We start from the raw sequence: 23211 nt of genomic DNA, 5'->3' as shown, positions 1-23211 counted from the left end.
TACACCGAAATTTTAGCATAGAAGCTATTTCGGATTATTCATTTACAACCATAAAAATACATCCTCGGTACACCTGTCTGGCATATTTGCAGTATTACCTGGCACCTGGCATTTTGTTTTACTTATCATGGTATTAATGTTGCACTGCAACAGATTTACCCATGAATGCGAGCCATTTGTTGCGCAAAAAAAACCGAAGGCTTTACTTTAAGCAAAACCCCCGGTAACAACAGTAACAATATTATTTATTTTTTCGGAACGGCTTTTAGTGTTTCTGTCAGATAATGCCAAAACTTTTCCACACTTTCGATATTAACCTTCTCATCGGGAGAGTGCGGAAAGCGAATGGTTGGGCCAAAAGAAATCATATCCCATTTAGGGTAAACAGCTCCAAGGATACCACATTCCAGGCCGGCATGAATACCTTTTACCTTGGGAACCTTACCGAACTTTTTGTGGTAAACATCCTTCATCACAGTTAGTATTTCCGAATCGGGGTTTGGTTTCCAACCGGGGTATTGACCGTTAAAGTGTATGTTGGCACCGGCCAATCGGAATATACTATCCAAAGTGGACTCCACGTCTTCTTTGGCAGTGTCAACAGAGCTTCTTATCAGGCACATAGCCTTTGTTTCTCCTCCTTCTGATTTTACAATAGCCAGGTTTAACGACGTTTCTACCAAGCCGGCCATTGTATCGCTCATGCGTATAACACCATTAGGGCATGCTTGTATGGCATTTACCAAATCATCCTGCGATAGCTCGTCCATTACAGTGGCAGGCATATCACATTTTTCGGCCTGTAACTTAAGATGGGGTTCGGTGGCTGCCAGTTCGTTCTGGTAAATGCTGGCAAACTCCTCCACCGCTTCGGTAAAGGCAATTACATTATTGGTGGGGACAGTAACTATGGCAAATGCTTCGCGCGGAATGGCATTACGCAAGCTCCCACCGTTGATGGTGGATAGGCGAACGCCGTAAGTAGATATTACTTCTTTAAGCAGGCGGAAGATCAGCTTGTTGGCATTGCCACGCCCTAAAACAATGTCCATGCCCGAATGACCTCCTTTTAATCCGGTAAGTGATAGCTTAAAAGCAACAGAGCCGGCATCCGCTTTTACTTCATCGTATTTAAATGTAATGTTGGCATTAGAGCCTCCGGCGCAACCAACGTAAAGTTCACCTTCGTCTTCAGAGTCCAGGTTGAGCAGAATATCGGCATCCAGCAGGCCGGCTTCTAATCCAAAGGCACCCGTCATGCCTGTTTCCTCATCAATGGTAAAAAGAGCTTCTATGGGGCCATGTTGCAGATTAGTGTCCTGCAATACCGCCATGGCAGCGGCAACGCCAATGCCGTTATCCGCCCCCAGGGTTGTTCCATTGGCTTTAACCCAACCGTTTTCAATATAGGTTTGTATCGGGTCTTTTTCAAAATCGTGGATCTTATCGCTATTTTTTTGTGGAACCATATCCACATGTCCCTGTAAAACAATTGTTTTTCTATCCTCCATTCCCTTGGTGGCCGGCTTTTTTATGATAACGTTACCAATACGGTCAACAATCGTTTCTAAGCCGAGCTTTTTACCAAAGGCAACTACATGGTCTGCGGCTTTTTTCTCCTTTTTACTTGGACGCGGAATCTGCGTTAAAGCATAAAAATTCTCCCATAATAGGGTGGGCTCTAATTTTGCTATTTCGTTGTTCATCATTGTATCTTTTAGTATTTTTTAAAACACAAAACACAGTATAAGTAAAGGTTCAAAGTGTGGTTGGTTTTAACTTTTTGGCAATATAGTTAATACAATGTGTTTTGTTTCTGATAAGCGTCAGTTAATAGTTATTTCCTGTCAAAAAGCAGGAGAATTTATTATTTAATATCATATTTTTACCAACATGTAAAATATATTTCGCTGCTTCCGGTGCTTACAAGCGGGCAGTGTCTTGATAAAAACCTGTTTATATGTCAAAACAAAAACATCCCAAGGGACTGATGATTCTTTTTTTTACCGAGATGTGGGAGCGTTTCGGTTATTATTTGATGCTGGGCATTTTTAGCCTTTATATGATTGAACCTGAAACAACTAAGTTTCCAGGGCTCGGTTTTACCAATATGCAGGCAGCCGATGTTTATGGTACCTACCTGGCTTTGGTTTATTTAACACCATTTTTTGGGGGCTTAATTGCCGACAGGATGCTGGGATACCGAAACTCTATTCTTATTGGTGGTGTTTTAATGGCGTCCGGTTATATCGGTTTGGCTATTCCTGATAGCATGGGCGCATTTTACATTTCGCTGTTGCTGATTATTTTAGGTAATGGTATGTTTAAGCCAAACGTGTCGGTATTGCTGGGTAAATTATACGAAAAACCTGAGTTTATATCATTAAAAGATTCAGGCTATAATATCTTTTACATGGGTATAAATATTGGTGCCTTTGTTTGCAACTTTGTGGCGGCTTATCTGCGATTGACTTATGGATGGGGCTGGGCCTTTGCTGCTGCCGGTATTGGTATGCTGATTGGTGTTGTGTGGTTTTTGGTTGGGCTGGCGCGTGTTCCCGAAATTAAGGAGGCGGATACTATCTCGCCAAAACGACCCGGCGATGTTTCCATGAGCCGTTTGTTTGCGGTGTTGTTTTTGCCTGCTTTTGCAGCTGCGGCCTTGGGTTGGTTGATACCCGATAATATGTTCGGAAGTGACTCTAACGACGCTTTTATATTTTTTTGTATTCCTGTGTTGTTTTTCTTTTTTACCACCTGGAAAACAGCCGACAAGAAAACAGAACGTGAGCCTATCGCTGCCTTGCTGGCCGTGTTTGGTGTGGTTATAATTTTTTGGGCGGTATTTCACCAAAACGGATCGGCCTTAACTTATTGGGCCAAGAATGATACAAGCCGCGAAGTTTCCGGAATAACAGAGACCATAGTTAATGCGGTAGCAAAAACAGAGGAGGTATCTACTTTACCACGCGAAATAAAACTGCAAGGGGCGCATGGTGAAGACTTGGGTACGATAGTTGGTCCTAATCCGTATTTTAATAATTATACCAAAGAATTACCGGTAGGTAATATTGATGATAAACCATCTGACTTAACCGAGGAGGAATGGGCCGCATTAAGCGAAGCGCAAAAAAGTGAAGGAGGGCAGTTAAACCTATGGCCCACAGAGTTGCAAGCATCTATAAACCCGTTTTTTGTGGTTATACTTACCCCATTGGTGGTTGGTATTTTCGGGTGGCTGCGCCGTAGAAAAAAAGAGCCTACTACGCCTGGAAAGATTGCCTGGGGTATGATAATTTCGGCCTTATCGTGGCTGGTAATGGTAGTTGCCGCTGTGGCATCAGGAAATGGTTTAGACAAAGCATCGGTGGCCTGGCTGTTTGGTGTGTATGGCGTTATAACCGTTGGTGAGCTTTGTCTGAGCCCCATGGGACTATCTCTGGTAAGTAAACTGGCACCCAGGCGTATTGCTGCCTTAATGATGGGCGGGTGGTTCCTGAGTACCGCTATTGGAAACAAGCTTTCAGGTGTGCTTTCCGGCCTTTGGGATCTGTTCGAGAAAAAATCTTATTTTTTCCTCACCAATGCTTTGTTAACAGCTGCTGCTTTTCTTATTATTTTGTTTTTAATGCCTTGGTTAAATCGGGTTTACAAACAATATGTTGAGTAATAATGCGCAATAGTGAGCAGTATAAAACTAACTTTGATAAGGGGAGAGTAAGAATTAATTATGTGATACTATTGCCCGCCTGGCTGGTAATATTTTAAGCTATCGGAATGATGTTGGCTGCTTGCGGAACAAGCTGCCGAAAAAATATTATTTGGATTGAGGGGCTGCCATAACAAAGCGGTGGAGCTGCCAACTTATTTGGAGTTCGCCCGGCAGTGATTGGCTGGTGTAACGAGGTCGATGATTTTTTGGGGAATCTTCTGATGTATTGGGATAAGAAAGATGGCTCCCCTTGGCTAGAGGAGAAGGGAACGGTTTAATTATTCGGGACCTAAACTGTTTGCGAGATATCCTTTCCTAAAGAGCCTGCTCCGCTGAATTGGGCAGGCAATATGCTACGGGGCAAAGCCAGGTCTCTTGGTGTCGAGTCATAATTATTACAACTTGCGTAGGTTAAATTGGATCCTTGCTTTTGTAATATCTTGTTTGGAATACAAACAATTGTACAAATGGGTTAAGAGTTGTACTTTGCCGTTATTATTATTTTTGCAAAAAGATAAAAACACAATAAATATGTCTGAAACCATACAAACGAGCGTTTATTCCGAGATAGGTGAAATTGAAGGTGTGATATTGCACACCCCGGGCAGCGAAGTGGAAAATATGACCCCGGGCAACGCCGAAAGAGCTTTGTACAGTGATATATTAAACTTGTCGGTTGCCCAAGAAGAGTATCAGCAATTGCATGGTGTGCTTTGTAAAATAACCAAAACCTTGCAGGTTAAGGATTTGTTGACAGAAATACTCGGAATTCCCGAAGTAAAGGAAAGTCTGGTTCGTAAAATTTGCAAGTCGGAGGAAGTGAGGTCCTTAAGAAAACGTATGCTAAATTTAGAAGCAGCGGAGTTGGCCAATCAGCTTATTGAAGGGGTGCCATTAAATAAGGATAGTTTAACAGGTTTTTTATCGGACGAGCGGAATGCACTGCGCCCTTTGCACAACTTTTTTTTTACAAGAGATGCTTCCATGGCCTTGTATAATCAAGTGCTTATTGGAAAAATGGCCAACAAGGTGCGCAGCCGGGAAGCTATGGTGATGGAAGCTATTTTTAAGCACTCTGCACATTTGAACACGAAAACAATAAACCCCGATAGTGCAAAGCACGACAAAAATAAAATTACTATTGAAGGGGGCGATTTGTTAGTTGCCCGCGAAGATATTCTGATTGTTGGTACCGGTTTGCGCACCAGTACACATGGTGTTGATTTTATTATTGAGCAAATAAAAAAGAACAATGGGAAACATAGTATTGTGGTTCAGCAGCTTCCGTCAAAACCGGAGAGTTTCATACATTTAGATATGGTGTTTACCTTATTGGATAGGGACTTTTGTATGGTGTACGATCCCATAATAATGCAACCCAACAAGTATCAAACTATCCTTATTTCTATTGAGGATGGTAAGGTGAAAAACATTGAAAAACAAAGCAACTTGGTGCAATGTCTGCATGGCTTGGGCTTGCCACTAAAACCGCTCTATTGTGGCGGGCGAAAAGATATTTGGATTCAGGAACGCGAACAATGGCATAGCGGCGCTAATTTTTTTGCTGTCGGTCCGGGTAAAGTTATTGGCTATGCCCGCAATGTATATACCTTGGAGGAGATGAATAATAACGGTTTTGAGGTAATTCCTGCGGCCGATGTGATCAATAATAAAATCAATTTAAATGCGTATAAAAAATATGTAATTACTATCAATGGCGCCGAGCTGGCTCGTGGTGGGGGTGGTGGGCGATGTATGACCATGCCCATACGGCGGAAAAAAGTGGAGTGGTAGGAGTCTTCTTCCGGTATGTCTATATACAGGAAGCACCCGAATGCCGGGAGTACCTTCGCTTTAAACAGGTTGAGACTTGGTGACAAAACTGTGCAGGCATCACTAGCTAATAATCCCTATTTTTTTTCCAGCCGGGCAGGTGTTTATCAAAAAAATATTCCTTTGTGTTGGTGTTGTGCTTATACACATCACGTGCTTCGGCGGCATATTCGCATAATCTGGCATGTGCCTTATCATCCATAAACAGAGGCGCTTGCTCGAAGGGTGATACGGGAAGAACCATAAATTCTTTTTTGCCTTCAACTATGGGAGTATGCACCCAGGTTAAATAATATCCGGCATCGCTCACAATGGTTTTATTGCCTATCTTACTCAGTTCCAAACGAACAATTGTTCCGCCGTCGCGTGGCGCTTTCCGCTGATTCGACACAAAGTTACCCAATGAATATACCACAAAGTGATCCTCGTCAAAAAGAATGGGCTGCACAACATGGGGGTGTGATCCAATCACTACGTGCACACCGTTGTTTTTAAAAATAGCGTTAAACTTTTTTTGTTCGGCGTTGGGCAAGGTTTGGTATTCCGCACCCCAGTGCACAAAAGCAATTATTTTATTCGGATTCATTTTTCTGGCTTCCACTATATCGCTCACAATTACATCCTCTTGTAAAAGGTTAACCCTATTGGGTTTGGTTACCGGTATGCCATTGGTGCCGTAAGTGTAATTGAGGAGGGCTATTTTAATTCCATTCTTGTGTAAAAGCATGGGGTTATGTTTGTCTCTATCTGCCTTATCTTTAAATGTGCCCGTACGCGGTACCCCCAGGCTATCGAGCACATCTGCGGTTCTTTCCAGCCCTTGCCTTCTCCTGTCCACACAATGGTTGTTGGCAGTTACCATGGCGTTGATACCGGCATCGCGTAAAGCAACGGCCAGGGCATCCGGCGAACTAAACTGGGGATAACCTTTGAATGGGGGACCGGCCAGCGTAACTTCGAGGTTAGCAATGGCAAAATCAGCATCGTTAAATATATTGCTTACATATTTAAAGCATTCATCATAGCGGTAAGTTCCGGTATGCTTATCGTAGGCACTGTTTATTTGGGTGTCGTGCCCCATCACATCGCCCACAAAAACCAACGATACCGAGGTGGTATCCTGGGCTGACAATGGTAACAGTGTCGTTACAAAAAAAATAAAAAGAGCTTGTGCTTTTATGTTCATGGCCTATAATTTTGTTGCGTAAATATAAGCTTTAACGATAACAAATGGGAATAGTTATACTTATATACAAATCCCATGCTTCCGAAAATTATGCTGAATCCGTATTTATACATCATTATTTTTGACAAATAAATACTAAATTGTGCGCGGTAACTACAAGTAAAAGGTAATAATAGAAATATGATATTTGAGAGAACCTTTGATATTTTAAAGCACCTAAAAAAAACGAATCCCAAAAGTGATGTTTTAAATGCCAAATTAAATGGCGAATGGTATGCCTTCAGTGTGGTTGAATATCACGATAAAGCAAAACAATTTGCTCTTGGTTTATTGAGTCTGGGCTTTAAAAAAGGGGATAAAATTGCTACAATTTCTAATAATCGTCCCGAATGGAACTTTGTTGATATGGGTATGGCCATGGTAGGTGTTATTCATGTGCCCATTTATCCCACTATTAGCGACGAGGAGTTTAAATATATTTTTAAACATTCGGAGGTTAAAATGGTGATTGTGTCCGATGTGGGTCTTTACCAAACGATTAAACCCCTGGCCAAAAAAATTAATAGCATTGAACACTTGCTCACCTTTAACGACGTACCCGGTGCCGAAAAATGGAGTATGGTAAACAAATTGGGCGTTAAAAATATGGCGACCTATAAAGGGGAATACAAACGTGTAAAAAGCACAATTACATCGTCGGATATAGCCTCCATTATTTACACCTCAGGTACCACAGGGCCACCTAAGGGCGTAATGCTCACTCATGGTAACTTTATGCATAACGTGCATGGCGTGTGGGATTTGTTTCCTTTGGATGTAAATACACGGGTGTTGAGCTTTCTGCCCCTTTGCCATGTATATGAACGAATGGTTAACTATCTTTTTCAGGCTAAGGGCGTAAGTATTTACTATGCCGAAAGTTTGGGTACCATTGCTGCCGATATGGCTTCGGCCAAGGTGCATGCTTTTGCCACGGTGCCACGGGTTATTGAGCGCATCTACGATCGCATCGTTTCCAAAGGTGAGGATCTGAGTGGAATTAAAAAAATAATTTTCTTTTGGGCTATGCGGCTGGGCGAGAGGTACGGTATTGAAAATAACAATAGTGCATTTTACCAATGGAAACTGAAATTGGCACGTAAACTGGTGTTTAGTAAATGGCACGAGTCTTTTGGCGGACATCTGGGGCTGGTTATTTCGGGTGGTGCAGCCTTACAGCCTCGTTTAAGCCGCTTGTTTTTTGCCGCAGGAATACACCTGATGGAAGGATACGGCCTTACGGAAACGGCTCCGGTAATTGCTACCAACCACACAAAACTGCCTGGCAATATGATGATAGGCACGGTGGGACCGGTGCTGCAAAATATAGAGGTAAAGATAGCTACCGACGGTGAGATACTGACCAAAGGCCCATGTGTTATGAAAGGGTATTATAAATCACCGGAATTAACCGCCGAGGTTATCGATGCAGATGGATGGTTCCATACCGGCGACATTGGCCAGTTGATTAAAGGTCGGTTTCTGAAAATAACGGATCGAAAAAAAGAGATGTTTAAAACATCGAGCGGTAAATACATTGCGCCACAAAGCATCGAAAATCAATTGAAAGAGTCTATTTTTATTGAACAGGCCATGGTAGTAGGCGAAAGTGAGAAGTTTGCCAGTGCATTAATTTCACCTAACTTCGACTACCTGCATATGTGGGCCCATGAGCACAAGGTGCATTTTAGAGACAATAAAGAATTGGTGAAAAATGGTGAGGTAATCAAAGCTTTTCAGAAAGAAGTAAACAAAACTAACAAGTACTTAGGAGAACATGAACATATAAAACGATTCAGGTTGGTTTGCGAACCATGGTCGGCGCCAACCGGGGAGCTATCGCCGACGTTAAAACTAAAGCGGCGCGTACTGTATAATAAATATGCCAACTTAATAAGGAAAATATATGGCTATGAATCGGACGAGGAAAACCGTGGAACAATCAGCTTTTATGGGGTGTAAAAGACGGATTGTTGGCTGGCGCGTAATGCGCATTGGTTCGTTTTATCTGTCCGCAGGCAGTATATGAGAAAATTGATGCGAACACAAGCTATAAAGAAGCTTGAAGGAATTTAAGCCTATTATAAAATACAATAGAAAAAGAGAAACTCCTGAGCTTCGTGGTGTTTTTATAACGCACCCACCCAAACTAAAGATCGCAGCGAAACGAAAATGATTTTGTAGCTTTTTTAAACGTAATTCATAAATATTATTTTTATCTGTAAAACATGAAACAATTAACACTCACACAACGAAAATGGTTAAAGTCCTTCCATCTAATTACAGCAGGCTTTTGGGTAACTTCGGGTTCCACCATGTTATTGCTGCATTTTATGCTTTCCAGTGTTAAAACCGGAGACCAATTGTATTTGATGAATCAAATAATTTATTTCATCGACATGAAAATATTGGTTCCCTCGGCCATGCTGTGTCTTGTAACCGGACTGCTTTATTCTCAATATACAAAGTGGGGCTACTTTAAACACAATTGGATAACCTATAAATGGATTGTAACTATACTCATTATTATTCTGGGTACTATTTTTTCGGGACCATGGATTGAGGAGATGGTAAAGATATCGGGTGAGATTGGACTGGAGGCATTAGATAGTCCGGAATATCAAAAGTTGTACTTAGACCAGGCTTTAATTGGATTTGGTATGAATGCGGCAATAATTGTGGCCATATTTTTTTCGGTGTTTAAGCCTAAACTGGGAAAGAAGTGATATTACCCCATCTGTCCATGTCCATCAGTCCTGTTGTTTGTAAAGCAGGTGTTAAATCCAATTTAAATACTCAAAAAATTCTCTTATGAAAAAGAATATCATTATCCTCACATTTCTATTTGCTGTACTTTTGTCTTGCCGGCAATCACAAACATCAACTCAGGTTCCGAGTATCAATATTATGGCTTATTATGTGCCGGCCGAAAACTATATGCCGGATCAGTTGCCCTTGCACCAGCTTACCCACATCATTTTTTCTTTTACCCATGTAATTGATGGTAAAATGCAGTTCCGGAACCCGGCAAAATCTGATTCCATTCTACAACTGTTGGTTGATCAAAGGGAGAAATATCCCAATCTTAAAGTAATGGTAGCCTGTGGTGGTTGGACTGCCGGTGGTTTTTCTGATATGGCTTTAACCGATAGCAGCCGAACCCGATTTGCCAAAAGCGTAACGGAATTTATTGAGCGGTTTGAACTCGACGGTCTGGATATGGACTGGGAATATCCGGGAATGGGAGTAGCGGGCATAAAATACAGGGAGGAAGATAAGCAGAATTTTACCCTAACCATGAAATGTTTACGGGAACATCTCGATCAAATTGAACGCAAACAAACCCTTACTTTTGCTTCGGCCGGATGGCAACGATACTATGATTTTATTGAGCTCAATGAAGTAATGAAGTATGTTGATTATATGAATATAATGACGTATGACCAGATATCTTATACCTCTCCCTTTACAGGGCATCATACTTGTCAAGGGTATATTGGATGGAACGATATCGAAGAAACGCCATTTGGAAAATATATGATGAGTCGAAAGGAAGAATGGGAGAAACGGGGTATTAACTGGCATCCACGCTCAGTGGAGCATATTGTTGATTTTTGTATTGAGCAAGGAGTAAAACCAGAGCAATTAGTAACAGGTGCTGCGTTTTATGGTCGTTCATGGAAAGGTGTAGAGCCGGAAAATAACGGACTCTATCAGCCTGTAGGCGGTTCGCACATTGGATGGTGTGCTTATCGTGAGATAAGGGAAAAATACGAAGCCAAAAATGGATACGAGCGATTCTGGGATTCAACAGCTAAAGCCCCGTATTTATATAATAAGACCGATAGTATCTTTTTTACTTACGACGATACGGTTTCTGTGAGGTTAAAAGCAGAATATGCTATGGAAAAGAATTTGGGAGGTATTATGTTTTGGGAACTTGGGAATGATACCAAAGAGCCACAAAGTTTGTTGAATTCGATTTACCAAACAGTTGCCAGGTAATTTATCCTTGATTAGTTGTGAGTCATAAAAATACATAGCAAAGGCAATAGGTACAATAAGATGATTGGGGTGCTAACATATGCCCGGCCGAAATTAAACGCAAGAGTTGTGTTTAAGTGAAGGTTTAGCTTATGCGAAATGTATCAGGCCGTTTTAACCTGAAAAATGCATGCATTTTTTACTTTCCGCTATTTTTAACAGAAAGGCGTAATAGTTTAATAAAATTTTGACAAGGGTTAACCCTCGATATTGCCTTTGCATACTCCACCTTGGGTGACCTAATCATAAAATTAAGAATATGTCAGGTTAAAGAGCTACTTAAAAAAATATGTGTGTGATACCTTTGTACAGCAATGCATAAATAAAGAGACACGTGCTACTTTCTGGGCAGTTCATATAATGCGTAGGGGGAATGCACACCCTATTCTTCTTAGTGCACTGCAATTCAGGCATAGATGTTTGTCATTTACAGACAGTACTTAACTTTTTAATGTTTAACTTTGCCATTTGCATAATTAACACACACAACACATGATAATAAATTTTACACAAACAACTTTAAGAGCTGGCTTGTTAGCATTAATTCTTGCGCTTGGCGTGCCATCTCATGCGCAATCCTACACGCACACTTTTGATTGGGAAAATGCGGTTAGCCATGGGAGTTATGCAACGCAAACCGTTGCAGGGGTTAAAGCAACAGTTACTACAACGGTAAGGCAAGATGTAGGAAACTTTAGTGAGGAGGTTTATGTTTTACCATTTTTTAATGGCGCTTCGGGCGCCAATGGTAATGCTGTTTTTACCAGTGCTCCCAATATTAATACCTCGTTGACGGTTACTTTTAACAAACCTGTTGATATTGCTTCTTTTTTTGCTTTTGACGCAGATAGAATTTGGGGGCAAACCTGGACATTTACACCCGCCGGTGGCAACAATAACCCGCATGTGCAGAGAATCGAAAACGATAACGGATCGTTGCTAACAGTAAACTGGACAGCGGTATCATCGTTTACCATTACAAGTGCATTCGAAAAGGGCTTGGATGCTTTTGGCCTTGACGATATCAATTTTACACCATCGTTAGCAACAGATATTGACCCCGCTTATGAAGGCAATCCCTTTAAAGTATATCCAAACCCCGCATCAAATTATATATCTGTTTCAGGGGTTAAAGAAAATACTATTTATCAAATAATTAACGTTTTAGGAAAAGAGGTCTCTAATGGCTCTGTTTCAAGTGATCGAAAAATTGATATCCGGCACCTGACAGACGGGATATATTTAATCAAGTTAAAAGATAGGGGAGTTCTGAGGTTCATAAAAAAGTAAAGCCATGGCAAAGATCAGCATAATACCAATGAAGACACCCGACTACGCATAGCAAGTGTAAGCTTATTTATCTACCTTAATAGGTCGGCTGCTATAGTCACGGAGATCAATGAATTTGAATACAAAAATTATCCTCACGACCTTAGCAATTATACAGAACAAAATGGGGGAGACGGTATTGTCGTTAATGTTAAAAATGATTTTTCTCGGCAAATGCAATGATGTGTCCATCGGGATCGGAGAAGTAACATGCCCTGTCGCCCCAATTCCTTTCCAGAATTGGACTTATCAAGGTTGCTCCACATTTAACGGCATTGTCAAATTCCAGTTCAATATCTTCTACATGCAAATACAGTTCGCACCGCGGAATGCCCGTTCCCAAGGTGGGATGGGGTATATGCTTCCCCAGTAGGTTGGCTATGCCTTTGTTAGGCATAAGGCCTATTTTGCAATGGGGAGCCAGGTTAAACTCCGTCATGCCCGGAACATGAAGGTCGGCTTCCCGCCGAAAAATTTTTTGATAAAACCGGCAACTTACCTCCTGGTCATTGACATATAGAATGGTTTGGATAAGATGAATAGGGTTTGTCATCAGTCAATATATCTTTTACTTAAATCATTGTACGCATCTATCCTACGATCTCTAAAAAAGGGCCATATCCTGCGCACATCTTCCGTTCTGGCTGGGTCTATTTCCACTACCTGATTCAGCTCCTCGTCCTGATTGCCTTGCCACAGTATTTCGCCCTGTGGACCTGCCACAAAGCTGCTTCCCCAAAATTGTATGCCCTTGGTAACACCGGTCCAATCGGGTTCGTAGCCGGTTCTGTTTACCGACACCACTGGCAGACCGTTAGCCACAGCATGGGCCCGCTGCGATATGATCCAGGCATCGCGCTGGCGGCTTTTCTCGGCCTCCGTATCACTGCTCTCGTAACCAATTGCGGTTGGGTAAATGAGTAGCTCAGCACCGGCCATGGCCATCAGGCGGGCTGCTTCGGGATACCATTGGTCCCAGCATATCAAAACCCCCAGCTTACCCACTGATGTTTGAATGGGTTTAAAGCCCATGTCGCCTTCGGTAAAATAAAATTTTTCGTAATAAGCCGGATCGTCGGGGATGTGCATTTTTCTGTACCGTCCGGCTTCCGATCCGTTTTTGTCAAAAACCACGGCCGTATTATGGTATATCCCCGGTGCCCGTTTCTCGAATAAGGAGGTGACCAGTACAATGTTGAGCTCTTGAGCCACTACAGAAAATTGATTGTAGGAAGGGCCGGGGAGAGGTTCCGCCATATCGAACATACCCGTTTCCTCTGCCTGACAAAAATAAATGCCGCAATGCAATTCCTGAAGCACTACTAATTCGGCACCTTCCGAAGCACATTTTTTTATTCCGGCTATACTCTTATTTATGTTGACTTGCTTATCGTTAGAGCAAGTTTGCTGTACAATTCCAACTTTTAGTTTACCCATGATGATGGTTTTTTGTGTATGAATAATAAAAATCTCATTTTATGCGGAATTCCTCCTTAAATCCCATGTTGCCAGCATGTCGATGCTGTCGGGTCTGCAACGTCAACAGGTCTGCATTACGTTTGACTGACCTACCCGGTCGCACTCCGAGCAATGTGCCATTTTTTTACACGGTACGCATTAAGATGCACGTTCTCCGTTCTTTGCCCCTCCTTGATTCACCCCTTTCACTATGCTCACCGATCAGCGCTTACCGATCCCTGATCCTCCCGCCGGATAATGCATGCTAACGCAATGTAATGATCCATGTTGTTCTATCAAAGGCCGGCAATCTATCCCTATCACTTTTCTATCCGGGAATATCGTTTCAATGATGCGCACAGCCTCTTTGTCCTGCGGCACCTTGTAAGTTGGTACCAGTACACCCCCGTTTACAATTAAAAAATTGGCATAGGTGGCGGGTAGTCTGTCGCCATGGGCATCGTAACATGCCTGAGGCCAGGGCAGAGCAATCAGCTTGTAGGGCACACCTTTATTATTGGTAAAAGTTTTCAATTGTGCTTCCATCAGCTGCAAGGCTTTAAAATGTTCGTCCTCTGGATTGTCGCATTTTACGTAGGCAATGGTGTCGGTGCTACACAAACGCGCCAAAGTGTCAATGTGCGAATCAGTATCGTCCCCAGCCAAATAACCGTGGTCTAACCACAATACTTTTTCAAGACCAAACGTGTCAATTAAAAAATCGTTTATCTGAGCTTTATCCATATGCGGATTTCGGAAAGGGGAAAGCATACATTCCGATGTGGTGAGCAGTGTTCCCTGTCCGTCTGATTCTATGGCGCCCCCTTCGAGCACAAAATCCATGGATTGTACTTTGGTTTCTTTCAACACTGCTTTAGCCAATTGAGGCGTGATAAGATTATCCAACCCAGCCTCAAACTTTTTGCCCCATCCGTTAAAAATAAAATCCAGTAACACGGGTTGGTTATCATGTAAAATAGTAATAGCGCCATGGTCGCGCGCCCAGGTATCGTTGGATGCTATTTCAACAAAATGGATGGGGAATTGGCTTGGGTTTTTGAAATATCCCGATACTTCGTCCTTTGAATGGCAGACCACCCATACAGGTTCAAAATTGGCGGTAGCCTCGATAATACGTATAAAACAGGATACTACCTCTGTGTACATATAGGCCCAGTCGCTGTTTTTATGGGGAAAGGTGAACTGGACAAAGCTTTGTGGTTCCCATTCGGCGGGTAATCGTATCATAATTTATTTAGTTGTGTGCAGCGTTGAAACCGGTAAATTATACGGCTTAAATACTTGTGCGAATTTTACCTGAACTATCCATAAATTAATACAAATATAAGTAAAGTTTATAGCTTACTGTCAAGTAGTAATTGGTGGTTAAAAAAGAGTAACCACAAAGGACACAAAGAAACCTGGTGTGCGTGATGCTTAAGAATTACACATTGTTTATCTCTTTTAAAAGCTTGTTTTGTAGCTATTTACCTTGTTCATACGTTTATCCGCTACCTTAAACGAGGCGGCATATCTATTGTGTACCGATGGAAAAGCCGGAGATATTCATGCCCATCAAAAACTCGTGATTGTTTTGGTGCGACTCCAACATGCGCGCATAACGATAACCAATGCTAAAAGGGAACATAAACCTAAAAGCATGTATCTCCGCTCGCATCTCAAAACCCGTAGAACTATAATCTTTCTGAAAGTCAAACACATCGCCTTTCGTATTGTATAATCTTTCGTTAAGTTTTGAATAATCGTAAAACAGATGGGTAGTAATACGCTTTAAATAAAATACGCCACTTAGGTTTAGGTCCGGATTACAAAGTGGAAAAATATAATCGCCTTTAAAAGAATACATCTTATCGTTGGGCTTATTTTCATAAGCTCTTGGCAGATCGAAGTAATCGCCATGTTTACGATAAAATATCACATCACCGTCCACAAGCTTGTCTCCTATTGTTTTATACTGATAATTATTTTCTATTTTAACGGAATGGTGCTTAAGCAGTCCGGGAAAATACAAGCGGGTATGAAGTCCGAATATCCCTCCGGCATCAATATTCCCAAGGGGGGTGTTTTGGTAGAGCACTTCGGCCACCTGACCCCAACGCGGAGCCACATCACGTTGGGTACGACGCAGGAGGCGATGGAAATATAAGCTGTATTCGAGGGTTTGATAGTTTACGTCAGATATGGCAATGGTGCTTTTTTCGCTAACAACAAGGTTTGTATTATCCATAGAATACTTCGTGAGACCCACTGAATATCCACTCCGCTGCATGATACCGTATTTTAAGGCGGGCTGTAAAAATGTATGATATTTGCCGCGGGTGATGTTAAAGGGTAGGGAAACATCCAAATTTATCCGGGTTTGAATACGTTTTTGGTTTGCACTGTAAGAAAAAGTATCCGTGCTGCTGACATAAACATTACTGGGGTCGTATTTAATCCTATCGTTGCCATGTTTTACTTCGAGCTGTAAAACCGGATACCAGCCCTGGTATTTAAAGTTGAAATAATATTTTTCGCGGCTTTTTTGCGAATCCCCATTATAGCCCAGCAAAGTGCTTGCAGTTCCTAATAGGTTTTGCGACATGAGGCTTAACCCGGGCGTAAATTCCTGATCGTCGATGTTAACAAAGGCGGGTGCCCAACTGTGCACGTTAATCAAATTCCATTTCGAATACTTCGTTACCTTATAATCAGCGATGCTATCTATTGCATTGAAATCGGGTTTGTGGATTTCCTGTGCAGCGATTTCCTGGTGTAGTTTAACCGAATGGTCGTGCACTTTAGACAAAGGTTTATCTATCCATTGCTCAGGGCTAGCCTTTACCAGTTGGTAACCATCGGCAGTATAATTACTGTAAACCATATGCTCGTTGTGGTATGTTGCTCCCATGGCGCCAAATGCAGATTGTGTGAGCTGGGTAATTTTTCCATTCTTTACCGAATAAATATCTTCCGTTCCGCTATATCCTGCCGTAAAAATAATTTCATCGGCTTTGCCCCATTTAGGTAGCGATACATGCGTAAAGGTTTCTTTGGTACGCTCTTCCCATTGCTCCCTGTTATCGTTGTTGTGCATTTTTAAAACAACTATCTTCTTCCCTTTGGGCGTTAAGACGATACATGCCAATTGGGTTCCGTCATCATTCCAGGTGGGTGTAAACAGATAATGGTTGTTACCGTGCTCATGCTCCTCAAGCACGCTTCCCGTTTGGCGGTCCAAAATAGTTAGCCTATAGTTGTTTCCGTTATCAACAGAAACGGTTGCGATACGTTTACCATCGGGGCTTAAGGCCGGAGCGAAATAGCGAGATTTGCGGGTGATTTTACTTGTTTTTTTTGTGGAAATGTGATAACACTTAATCACCGAGTACATCCTGTTCTCCCATCGTGGATCGGGTTCCAGCTCGGCCCAACAAATGGTTCCATCGGCATAGGAGAATGGTTCTTTGTTTCGGCTGCCGGGAATAAAAAGGGTGTGGTGGCTGCCGTTGTTAGCAACAAATACAAAACGGTTTATCTCGCCGGGGCCTGAGAGTTCGGCTATATAGCCACTATCGCCAAGGGCCACCGGATAAAGATAGTTGGAATAGGATTTATTGAGTTGGGTTATTTCTGTAAACTTACTTTTTGCCGTCCTGCTATCCTGTTGTTTCCATTTATACTTTAAATCCGAAAAAATTTTTTTATATAAGCCGACTTTGTTAACACCACTTATCTGTTTTTGTCCCCTGTTAAATGATGTAAGCAACCAAGGTTTACGGCCTGTTTTGTCAACGGCTTGCGCCCAAATATCCGATCCATATTTGGCACGGGCTCCGGCCACCATAAAGTAGCCCATTTGGTAATGATTCGGTACGAAATCTTTGTACGATCCAAACATCGCTTTTTCGTAAGGATAAATATTTTTATCCATAATTTGTGCTCTCATTCCTTGTTTAAAACCGGGCATACGTCCACGTCCTGATGCGGTTAGAGCTGTTTCGGCAACCACTGCATCGCCTTCGAGAAACCATAGGGGTATGTTCAACCCCAATGTGGCCCCTATGGCCTGTTCGCCCAATAGGTATGTGAGTATTTTGGTGAATCCGGTGTTCAGTTTGTCCAGTTGTACCACGTGCCTGAACTCGTGCAGTGCCAGCTGCTGCAACCAATCTTGCGCATAAATGTTTTGGTTGGGGTTGTTATAAAGCTCTATTCTTTTTGGAGCCCAGCTCACAAAGCCATTTGAATAGGCCGTTTCGCTATGTATCAGAACGCTTATTTTACGAGGATGGTGCTTTAACGATGCCCCACCTGATTTGTATATCTCTTCAAATACTTTGGCCAGATACTGCCCTTTTTGTTTAAACGTATCCGGAAAAACCAGTTTAAAGTTCTCGGTTTCTATCTTGTGCCATTTAATATGCGATGGATCCGTACCGGAGCTATAGTATTGCGCTGGTAAAATATAGGTGAATAGTAGTAGAACTAGTACAAGAAACGGCCTTTTGTTAATATAATTTAAGATGTTTTGCAGTGACCTCACGTGAGATTTTTTAAACTTGGATGTCAGTAATTTGTTATATCATGTAAATAACGTAAAAATAATGGAAACTAAATAAATACTATAGCTGCTCATATCAAAAAAATGAAAAGGATAATCCTCGAAAAAAAAATGTATTTTTAACCTTATATTCAAAACCACGGGTTTAAATAGGTTTATAAATAATGGCTGTTTTTGAAACGGCAACTCCAACTTCAAGTTTAAAAATAATGGAAAAAACAATTATATATCAGGTCTTTACGCGCTTGTTTGGCAATAAAAACCGTAGAAATAAAATCAATGGGTCATTATCCGAAAATGGCTGTGGTAAAATGAATGATTTTACCCTAAAAGCGTTGAATGAGATTAAGAATCTGGGAGTCACGCATATTTGGTACACGGGCATCATTGAACATGCCATAACTACCGATTATAGCGAATACAATATAAGCAAGGACTATCCGGAAGTGGTGAAAGGTAAAGCCGGTTCGCCCTATGCCATTAAAGATTATTACGATGTAAATCCGGATTTGGCAGTGGATGTGAACAACAGAATAAGCGAATTTGAAGAATTGGTGGAACGGAGTCATCAACAGGAATTAAAGGTTATTATCGACTTTGTGCCCAATCATGTGGCCCGTCATTATGTGTCGGATGCAAAACCTAAAGGTGTTAAGGATTTGGGTGAGGACGACGACAATACGGTAAATTTTAACCGGAACAATAACTTTTATTATTTGCCCGGCGAAATCTTTGATGGCCCTGTAACACCCCAGGGCAGCGACCATTGGATTGAAAACCCCGCCAAAGTTACCGGCAACGATTGCTTATCGGCCAAGCCGGGTATTAACGATTGGTACGAAACGGTGAAAATTAATTATGGCGTCGATATATTTAACCATGGTAGCCATCACTTTGACCCGATACCGGATACTTGGGATAAAATGTTGCACATCCTGCTGTATTGGTCGGCAAAAAAAGTAGATGGTTTTAGGTGCGACATGGCCGAAATGGTGCCCGTAGAATTTTGGAACTGGGTAATACCAAAAGTAAAAGAGCACTATCCGCATGTTATTTTTGTGGCTGAAATATATAATCCCGATCTGTACCGACAATACATTACTTTTGGGGGATTCGATTATTTGTATGATAAAGTGGGTATGTACGACACGCTGAAAGCCATTGTTCAAGGTTATGAGCAGCCCAATGCCATCACCCGGGCCTGGGATAAGATAAACGGTATTCACAAACATATGCTTTTCTTTTTAGAAAACCACGACGAACAACGCATCGCCTCACCTTTTTTTGCCGGCGATGCCAAAAAAGGGATACCTGCAATGGTTGTTTCGGGAGCCATTTATTCTAATCCGCTGATGCTTTATTTCGGTCAGGAATTGGGCGAACCCGGTATGGATATAGAAGGGTACAGTGGCCAGGATGGTAGAACAAGTATTTTTGATTATTGGGGGGTGAAGCTTTATCAGGATTGGGCGAATGATGGATTATACGATGGGGCGTTACTTTCAGCTGAGGCACGGGAGCTCAGGATATGGTATCGAAAGTTTTTGCATATCATCAAAAATAATGAAACCATACAATTAGGAAAGTTTTATGATTTATTATGGTGCAACGAGCACAATGATGCCTTTGACGGTTCAAAATTATATGCTTTTTTGCGATATACGGAAAAGCAAATATTGTTGGTGCTTGTAAATTTCTCCGACGAAAAATTTACCGGCAGGATAATCATACCGGCGCATGCTTTTGTTACGATGGGTGCGGAAAGTAAAAAATTTTTCAAAGGAAAAGATATACTCGGAGAACAAAATAAAATCAGTTTTCCACAAGAAGTGGCTATTGCCAACGGAGTAGGATTTAAAATTGATGCGTATTCAGCGGGTATATATGAGCTGAAATGAATATAGTAGCCCCTTGTTCCCTGTTTCAATAACAGCTAAGCTGCTACACGGTAATGGTGCTTTCTGCAAGTAGGGAAAGAGGGCGCTGATTCGCTGCACAAAATGTATTTTCCAGGGACAAAGAATTATCTCGAAAACAGACCCCTTTTGGCGCATTGTGCTGGTTGGCTGCGCCCACGCTGCGCTGCCAGCATCTTTATAATGTTATGTTTTTTAAACCCTACAAAATTGAGCTGGCTCTTGCGGAACCTTTAGCCAATTGTAGTACGGTAATTTCAGGGGGCATACCTATACGGGCCGGCATACCCAAAAAGCCCAATCCTCTGTTTACGTACAGGTATTGGTTTTTATGCTGATACAATCCGTCCCAGCGCTTAAATTTATATTTTGCGGGGCTCCATTTAAATCCTTTCCAATCGATACCTAATTGCATGCCATGGGTGTGTCCGGCCAGGGTAAGGTCGTATGTCGTTTTATTCGTTACCTCGGCATCCCAGTGATCCGGATCGTGCGAGAGCAGTATTTTAAAGGGATGGTTTTCGGTTCCAGCCATGGCTTTTTGCAGGTTGCCATATTGTGGAAATGGTGGCTGCCCCCAGTTTTCGACTCCGGTAAGGGCTATTTCTTCACCGTCTTTTTCTATGGCAAGGGATTGATCGCGCAGTAACCTAAAGCCAAATTTTTTATGAGCATCAACAATACCTTTAAAATTGATTTCTTTTTCGCGCGGCGTTTTCCAATCGGTATAATCACCATAGTCGTGGTTCCCCAATATTGAAAATTTACCGTAACGGGCTTTTAAACCAGTGAATACCTTGTCCCAACCCAAAGTCTCTTCATAAAAATTGTTGACTAAATCGCCTGTAAAAAAGATAACATCAGCCTTTTCATTGTTAATGATATCTACAATTCCTTCCAACTTATGGTAGTTACTGGCAAAGGATCCCAGATGGATATCCGAGATGTGAATGATTTTAAACCCATCAAACGCTGAGGGGAGATTGGGGAAAAAAAGTTTTTGGTGCTTGGTAAAAAAGTTAAACCGACCTTTGTGCATGCCAAACAGCAAAGAAATAAAGGGTGCTGTAGCAAAAATAATTCCCACCTGACTTAAAAAGCGTTTCCTGCTGATCTTGGGATATCGAATGGTGGTTAGCTCTTTGGAGTACCTTTTGTTTTTAATTGTATTTGTAGCTTTGCCAATGAGTATAAAAGCAAAATAATAGAGTAAAAAGAATACCTTAGGAACATAAATAAGTGCCAAAATAATGTTGGAAGCCATAAACCAGGCATAGAATCCGGGGGAGGATGCGGATCGTATTTGCGTAGAAAAAAACATATAGGCAAGAATTACGGCTACCGGGACAAACCCCAAAAAAACAATGGCAAGCCACTTGCCTGTTTTACTCTGCTTGCCGCTGTATTCTCTTTTATAAGCCCAAAAACCCAACAAATCCACAATAGTCACAAACACTGCAACAAACAAAAAAGCAATAATTGTTATCTTCATATCTACCTTTAACTACTTTGCCATCTTGCAAAATAATGCATTTAAATCAGGGTGCAAAATTACGTAATATCTCCTAACTGTTTTATTAACAAAGGTTAAATGTAGTTTTGGTATAAGCAGCTTATTGTCCCGAAAAGCCTTTGTCGTGCCAACGCTGTAATGCGCATACACTAACTTACTGTTTTTCCGTCAATTAATATTAGGTGCACGAGCGGGCAGCTCTTGTCTTTTACGTCGGAACAATTATGCTGTAATTAGGTATAATAGCTAGGATTTGTGGCCATTGAAGTGCCCAGCTCTTCGCCAAAATGAGGTGCCCAATAGCTTGCCCAGGCAGTATTGTCATCAGCCGATATTGCACCATTATTATTTCTGCCGGATTCGCTGGATTTTTTATTAAAACACGCACCTAACCATGAATTTAACAAGATGTAAACTCTGGCATGTTTCACCCATTGGCTATTACTTTACTCTATTGCGGTATAGCCATATAATCTACTCCAGATCATCGTGTAATACAAGCATTGGGTATTCGGGTTGAAGTACCATTTTTTTGGTAAGGCTCGGGTGAAATATACGGTCGAAGAAGCTTACATCGCGACGCACCATAGCTACTATTTCGGCATCGTTTTCGTGCATGAATTTAAAAATAGTTTTACTCACATCGTCGCCTTCAATAAAATTAAATGTTAAATCGGTATTCGGAAAGTGAGTAGTTATTCTATTTTCGGCATCTAAGCGGTTCACATATTCATCGTCCAATACATTCACAAAAACGAGTTCCGACCCAAACCGCTCTAACAAATCACGAATGGGAGTGGTAACGTCCTTGTTTTTTATATCTTTTAAATCCGTTGCAAAAACAATTTTTTTGGGCTTTTTGAATTCTGCGCTTTTCGGAATCACCAAAATAGGTGCTTTAATATTTTTGATAACTTCGTAGGCATTTGAACCCAACAAAAAATTTTCAAGTGCTGATTCGCCTCTGCAGCCCAATACTATTAAGTGTGGGTGGTGCTTGGCAATGTAATCGTGTATTACGTCAATCAAGGTTCCAAAGGTAGAGAGTACTTCTATATCTGCCGAAGGAAAAGACTGGTTAAGCACTTTTAATTCTTGCTTTAAGCCTTTTTTACTTTCATACGCCATCTCTTCTTTTACCTGCATCACATAGGGGCTTCCGCTAAATTCGAGATCATAGGCGTTGAGTAGTTTAAAAACGACATCAGAGTCGTTATCAAACATTTTTAAGGCGTAGAGCGCAGCATTTCGGGCTGTGCTCGAAAAATCGGTCAATATTAGTATGTTTTTCATGGCCATAAATTTAATGTCATCAATCAACACTATAAAAGAACCGGTAACAGGATACCGTGGTGAGAAGCAAGTAACAGCGAATCTCCGGTTAAAAAGAATCGTTGCGTTTGTGCGGAACGGCATAAAACAGCTTGCATTTGTGATCTGCCTTAGGATGGGGTGAGCTTTGCGTAACTGTAATTCAACCTCCGCAAGTATCATATCAACTATATGTAAATATCTTAATTATTTACCTCGTTTGCAAGTTGTTGCCGGTTTAGTTTCATATTAGCGTGTAGTTTTAGTTTAGCAGAGCATAAAACAATACCTGGTAAATAGCGTTTA

General features: G+C 41.6%; 16 protein-coding genes. 7 read left to right on the top strand and 9 right to left on the bottom strand.

What is annotated here, in order from left to right; translation table 11 throughout:
- Positions 1-245: 245 nt before the first annotated feature.
- The gene (locus FN809_RS09245) at positions 246-1709 is read right to left on the bottom strand and encodes an aminoacyl-histidine dipeptidase (RefSeq protein WP_246095552.1); all 1464 of its coding nucleotides are present in this window, start codon (positions 1707-1709) and stop codon (positions 246-248) included.
- 251 nt (positions 1710-1960) lie between these two features.
- On the opposite strand from FN809_RS09245, the gene FN809_RS09240 reads away from it, so the two are divergent.
- Positions 1961-3670, top strand: coding sequence for a peptide MFS transporter (locus FN809_RS09240; RefSeq protein WP_142533236.1), 1710 nt, complete (start codon positions 1961-1963; stop codon positions 3668-3670).
- Positions 3671-4243: 573 nt separating this feature from the next.
- On the top strand, positions 4244-5506 hold the full coding sequence (locus FN809_RS09235; protein ID WP_142533235.1) for an arginine deiminase: 1263 nt from the start codon (positions 4244-4246) through the stop codon (positions 5504-5506).
- Between the two features lie 106 nt (positions 5507-5612).
- On the opposite strand, the gene FN809_RS09230 is transcribed toward FN809_RS09235, so the two are convergent.
- Positions 5613-6731, bottom strand: a complete 1119-nt coding sequence (locus tag FN809_RS09230) for a CapA family protein (RefSeq protein WP_142533234.1) — start codon at positions 6729-6731, stop codon at positions 5613-5615.
- 180 nt (positions 6732-6911) lie between these two features.
- Between FN809_RS09230 and FN809_RS09225 the strand changes: the two genes are divergently transcribed.
- From FN809_RS09225 to FN809_RS09210, 4 genes are all read left to right on the top strand, one after another.
- Complete coding sequence (locus FN809_RS09225) at positions 6912-8732, top strand: AMP-dependent synthetase/ligase (RefSeq protein ID WP_142533233.1); 1821 nt, start codon at positions 6912-6914, stop codon at positions 8730-8732.
- Positions 8733-8998: 266 nt separating this feature from the next.
- On the top strand, positions 8999-9496 hold the full coding sequence (locus tag FN809_RS09220; RefSeq protein WP_142533232.1) for a hypothetical protein: 498 nt from the start codon (positions 8999-9001) through the stop codon (positions 9494-9496).
- Positions 9497-9581: 85 nt separating this feature from the next.
- A complete protein-coding gene (locus tag FN809_RS09215) occupies positions 9582-10775 on the top strand; it encodes a glycoside hydrolase family 18 protein (RefSeq protein ID WP_221929397.1) in 1194 nt (397 codons plus the stop codon).
- Between the two features lie 531 nt (positions 10776-11306).
- Positions 11307-12104, top strand: coding sequence for a T9SS type A sorting domain-containing protein (locus tag FN809_RS09210; protein ID WP_142533231.1), 798 nt, complete (start codon positions 11307-11309; stop codon positions 12102-12104).
- A 190-nt stretch (positions 12105-12294) separates the two neighbouring features.
- On the opposite strand, the gene FN809_RS09205 is transcribed toward FN809_RS09210, so the two are convergent.
- From FN809_RS09205 to FN809_RS09190, 4 genes are all read right to left on the bottom strand, one after another.
- Positions 12295-12696, bottom strand: coding sequence for a VOC family protein (locus FN809_RS09205; RefSeq protein WP_142533230.1), 402 nt, complete (start codon positions 12694-12696; stop codon positions 12295-12297).
- A complete protein-coding gene (locus FN809_RS09200) occupies positions 12696-13580 on the bottom strand; it encodes a carbon-nitrogen hydrolase (RefSeq protein WP_142533229.1) in 885 nt (294 codons plus the stop codon). Before FN809_RS09200 ends, FN809_RS09205 begins: the two co-directional genes overlap by 1 nt.
- A 243-nt stretch (positions 13581-13823) precedes the next feature.
- The gene (locus FN809_RS09195) at positions 13824-14849 is read right to left on the bottom strand and encodes an agmatine deiminase family protein (protein ID WP_142533228.1); all 1026 of its coding nucleotides are present in this window, start codon (positions 14847-14849) and stop codon (positions 13824-13826) included.
- 286 nt (positions 14850-15135) lie between these two features.
- On the bottom strand, positions 15136-18147 hold the full coding sequence (locus tag FN809_RS09190; RefSeq protein WP_142533227.1) for a BamA/TamA family outer membrane protein: 3012 nt from the start codon (positions 18145-18147) through the stop codon (positions 15136-15138).
- Between the two features lie 227 nt (positions 18148-18374).
- On the opposite strand from FN809_RS09190, the gene FN809_RS09185 reads away from it, so the two are divergent.
- Entirely contained in the window at positions 18375-20063 is a 1689-nt protein-coding gene (locus FN809_RS09185) for an alpha-amylase family protein (RefSeq protein WP_221929396.1), read from the top strand.
- A 220-nt stretch (positions 20064-20283) separates the two neighbouring features.
- On the opposite strand, the gene FN809_RS09180 is transcribed toward FN809_RS09185, so the two are convergent.
- The 3 genes from FN809_RS09180 to FN809_RS09170 form a co-directional block, all read right to left on the bottom strand.
- Positions 20284-21573, bottom strand: coding sequence for a metallophosphoesterase (locus FN809_RS09180; RefSeq protein WP_142533225.1), 1290 nt, complete (start codon positions 21571-21573; stop codon positions 20284-20286).
- 254 nt (positions 21574-21827) lie between these two features.
- Positions 21828-22025, bottom strand: a complete 198-nt coding sequence (locus FN809_RS09175; RefSeq protein WP_142533224.1) for a hypothetical protein — start codon at positions 22023-22025, stop codon at positions 21828-21830.
- A 43-nt stretch (positions 22026-22068) separates the two neighbouring features.
- Positions 22069-22887, bottom strand: coding sequence for a universal stress protein (locus FN809_RS09170; RefSeq protein ID WP_142533223.1), 819 nt, complete (start codon positions 22885-22887; stop codon positions 22069-22071).
- Between the last annotated feature and the right edge of the window lie 324 nt (positions 22888-23211).

This window comes from Saccharicrinis carchari (genome assembly GCF_900182605.1).
GTDB classification, from domain to species: Bacteria; Bacteroidota; Bacteroidia; order Bacteroidales; family Marinilabiliaceae; genus Saccharicrinis; species Saccharicrinis carchari.
The sequence above is the reverse complement of the archived record's forward strand: the minus strand, read 5'-3'. Positions and strand labels throughout refer to the sequence as shown.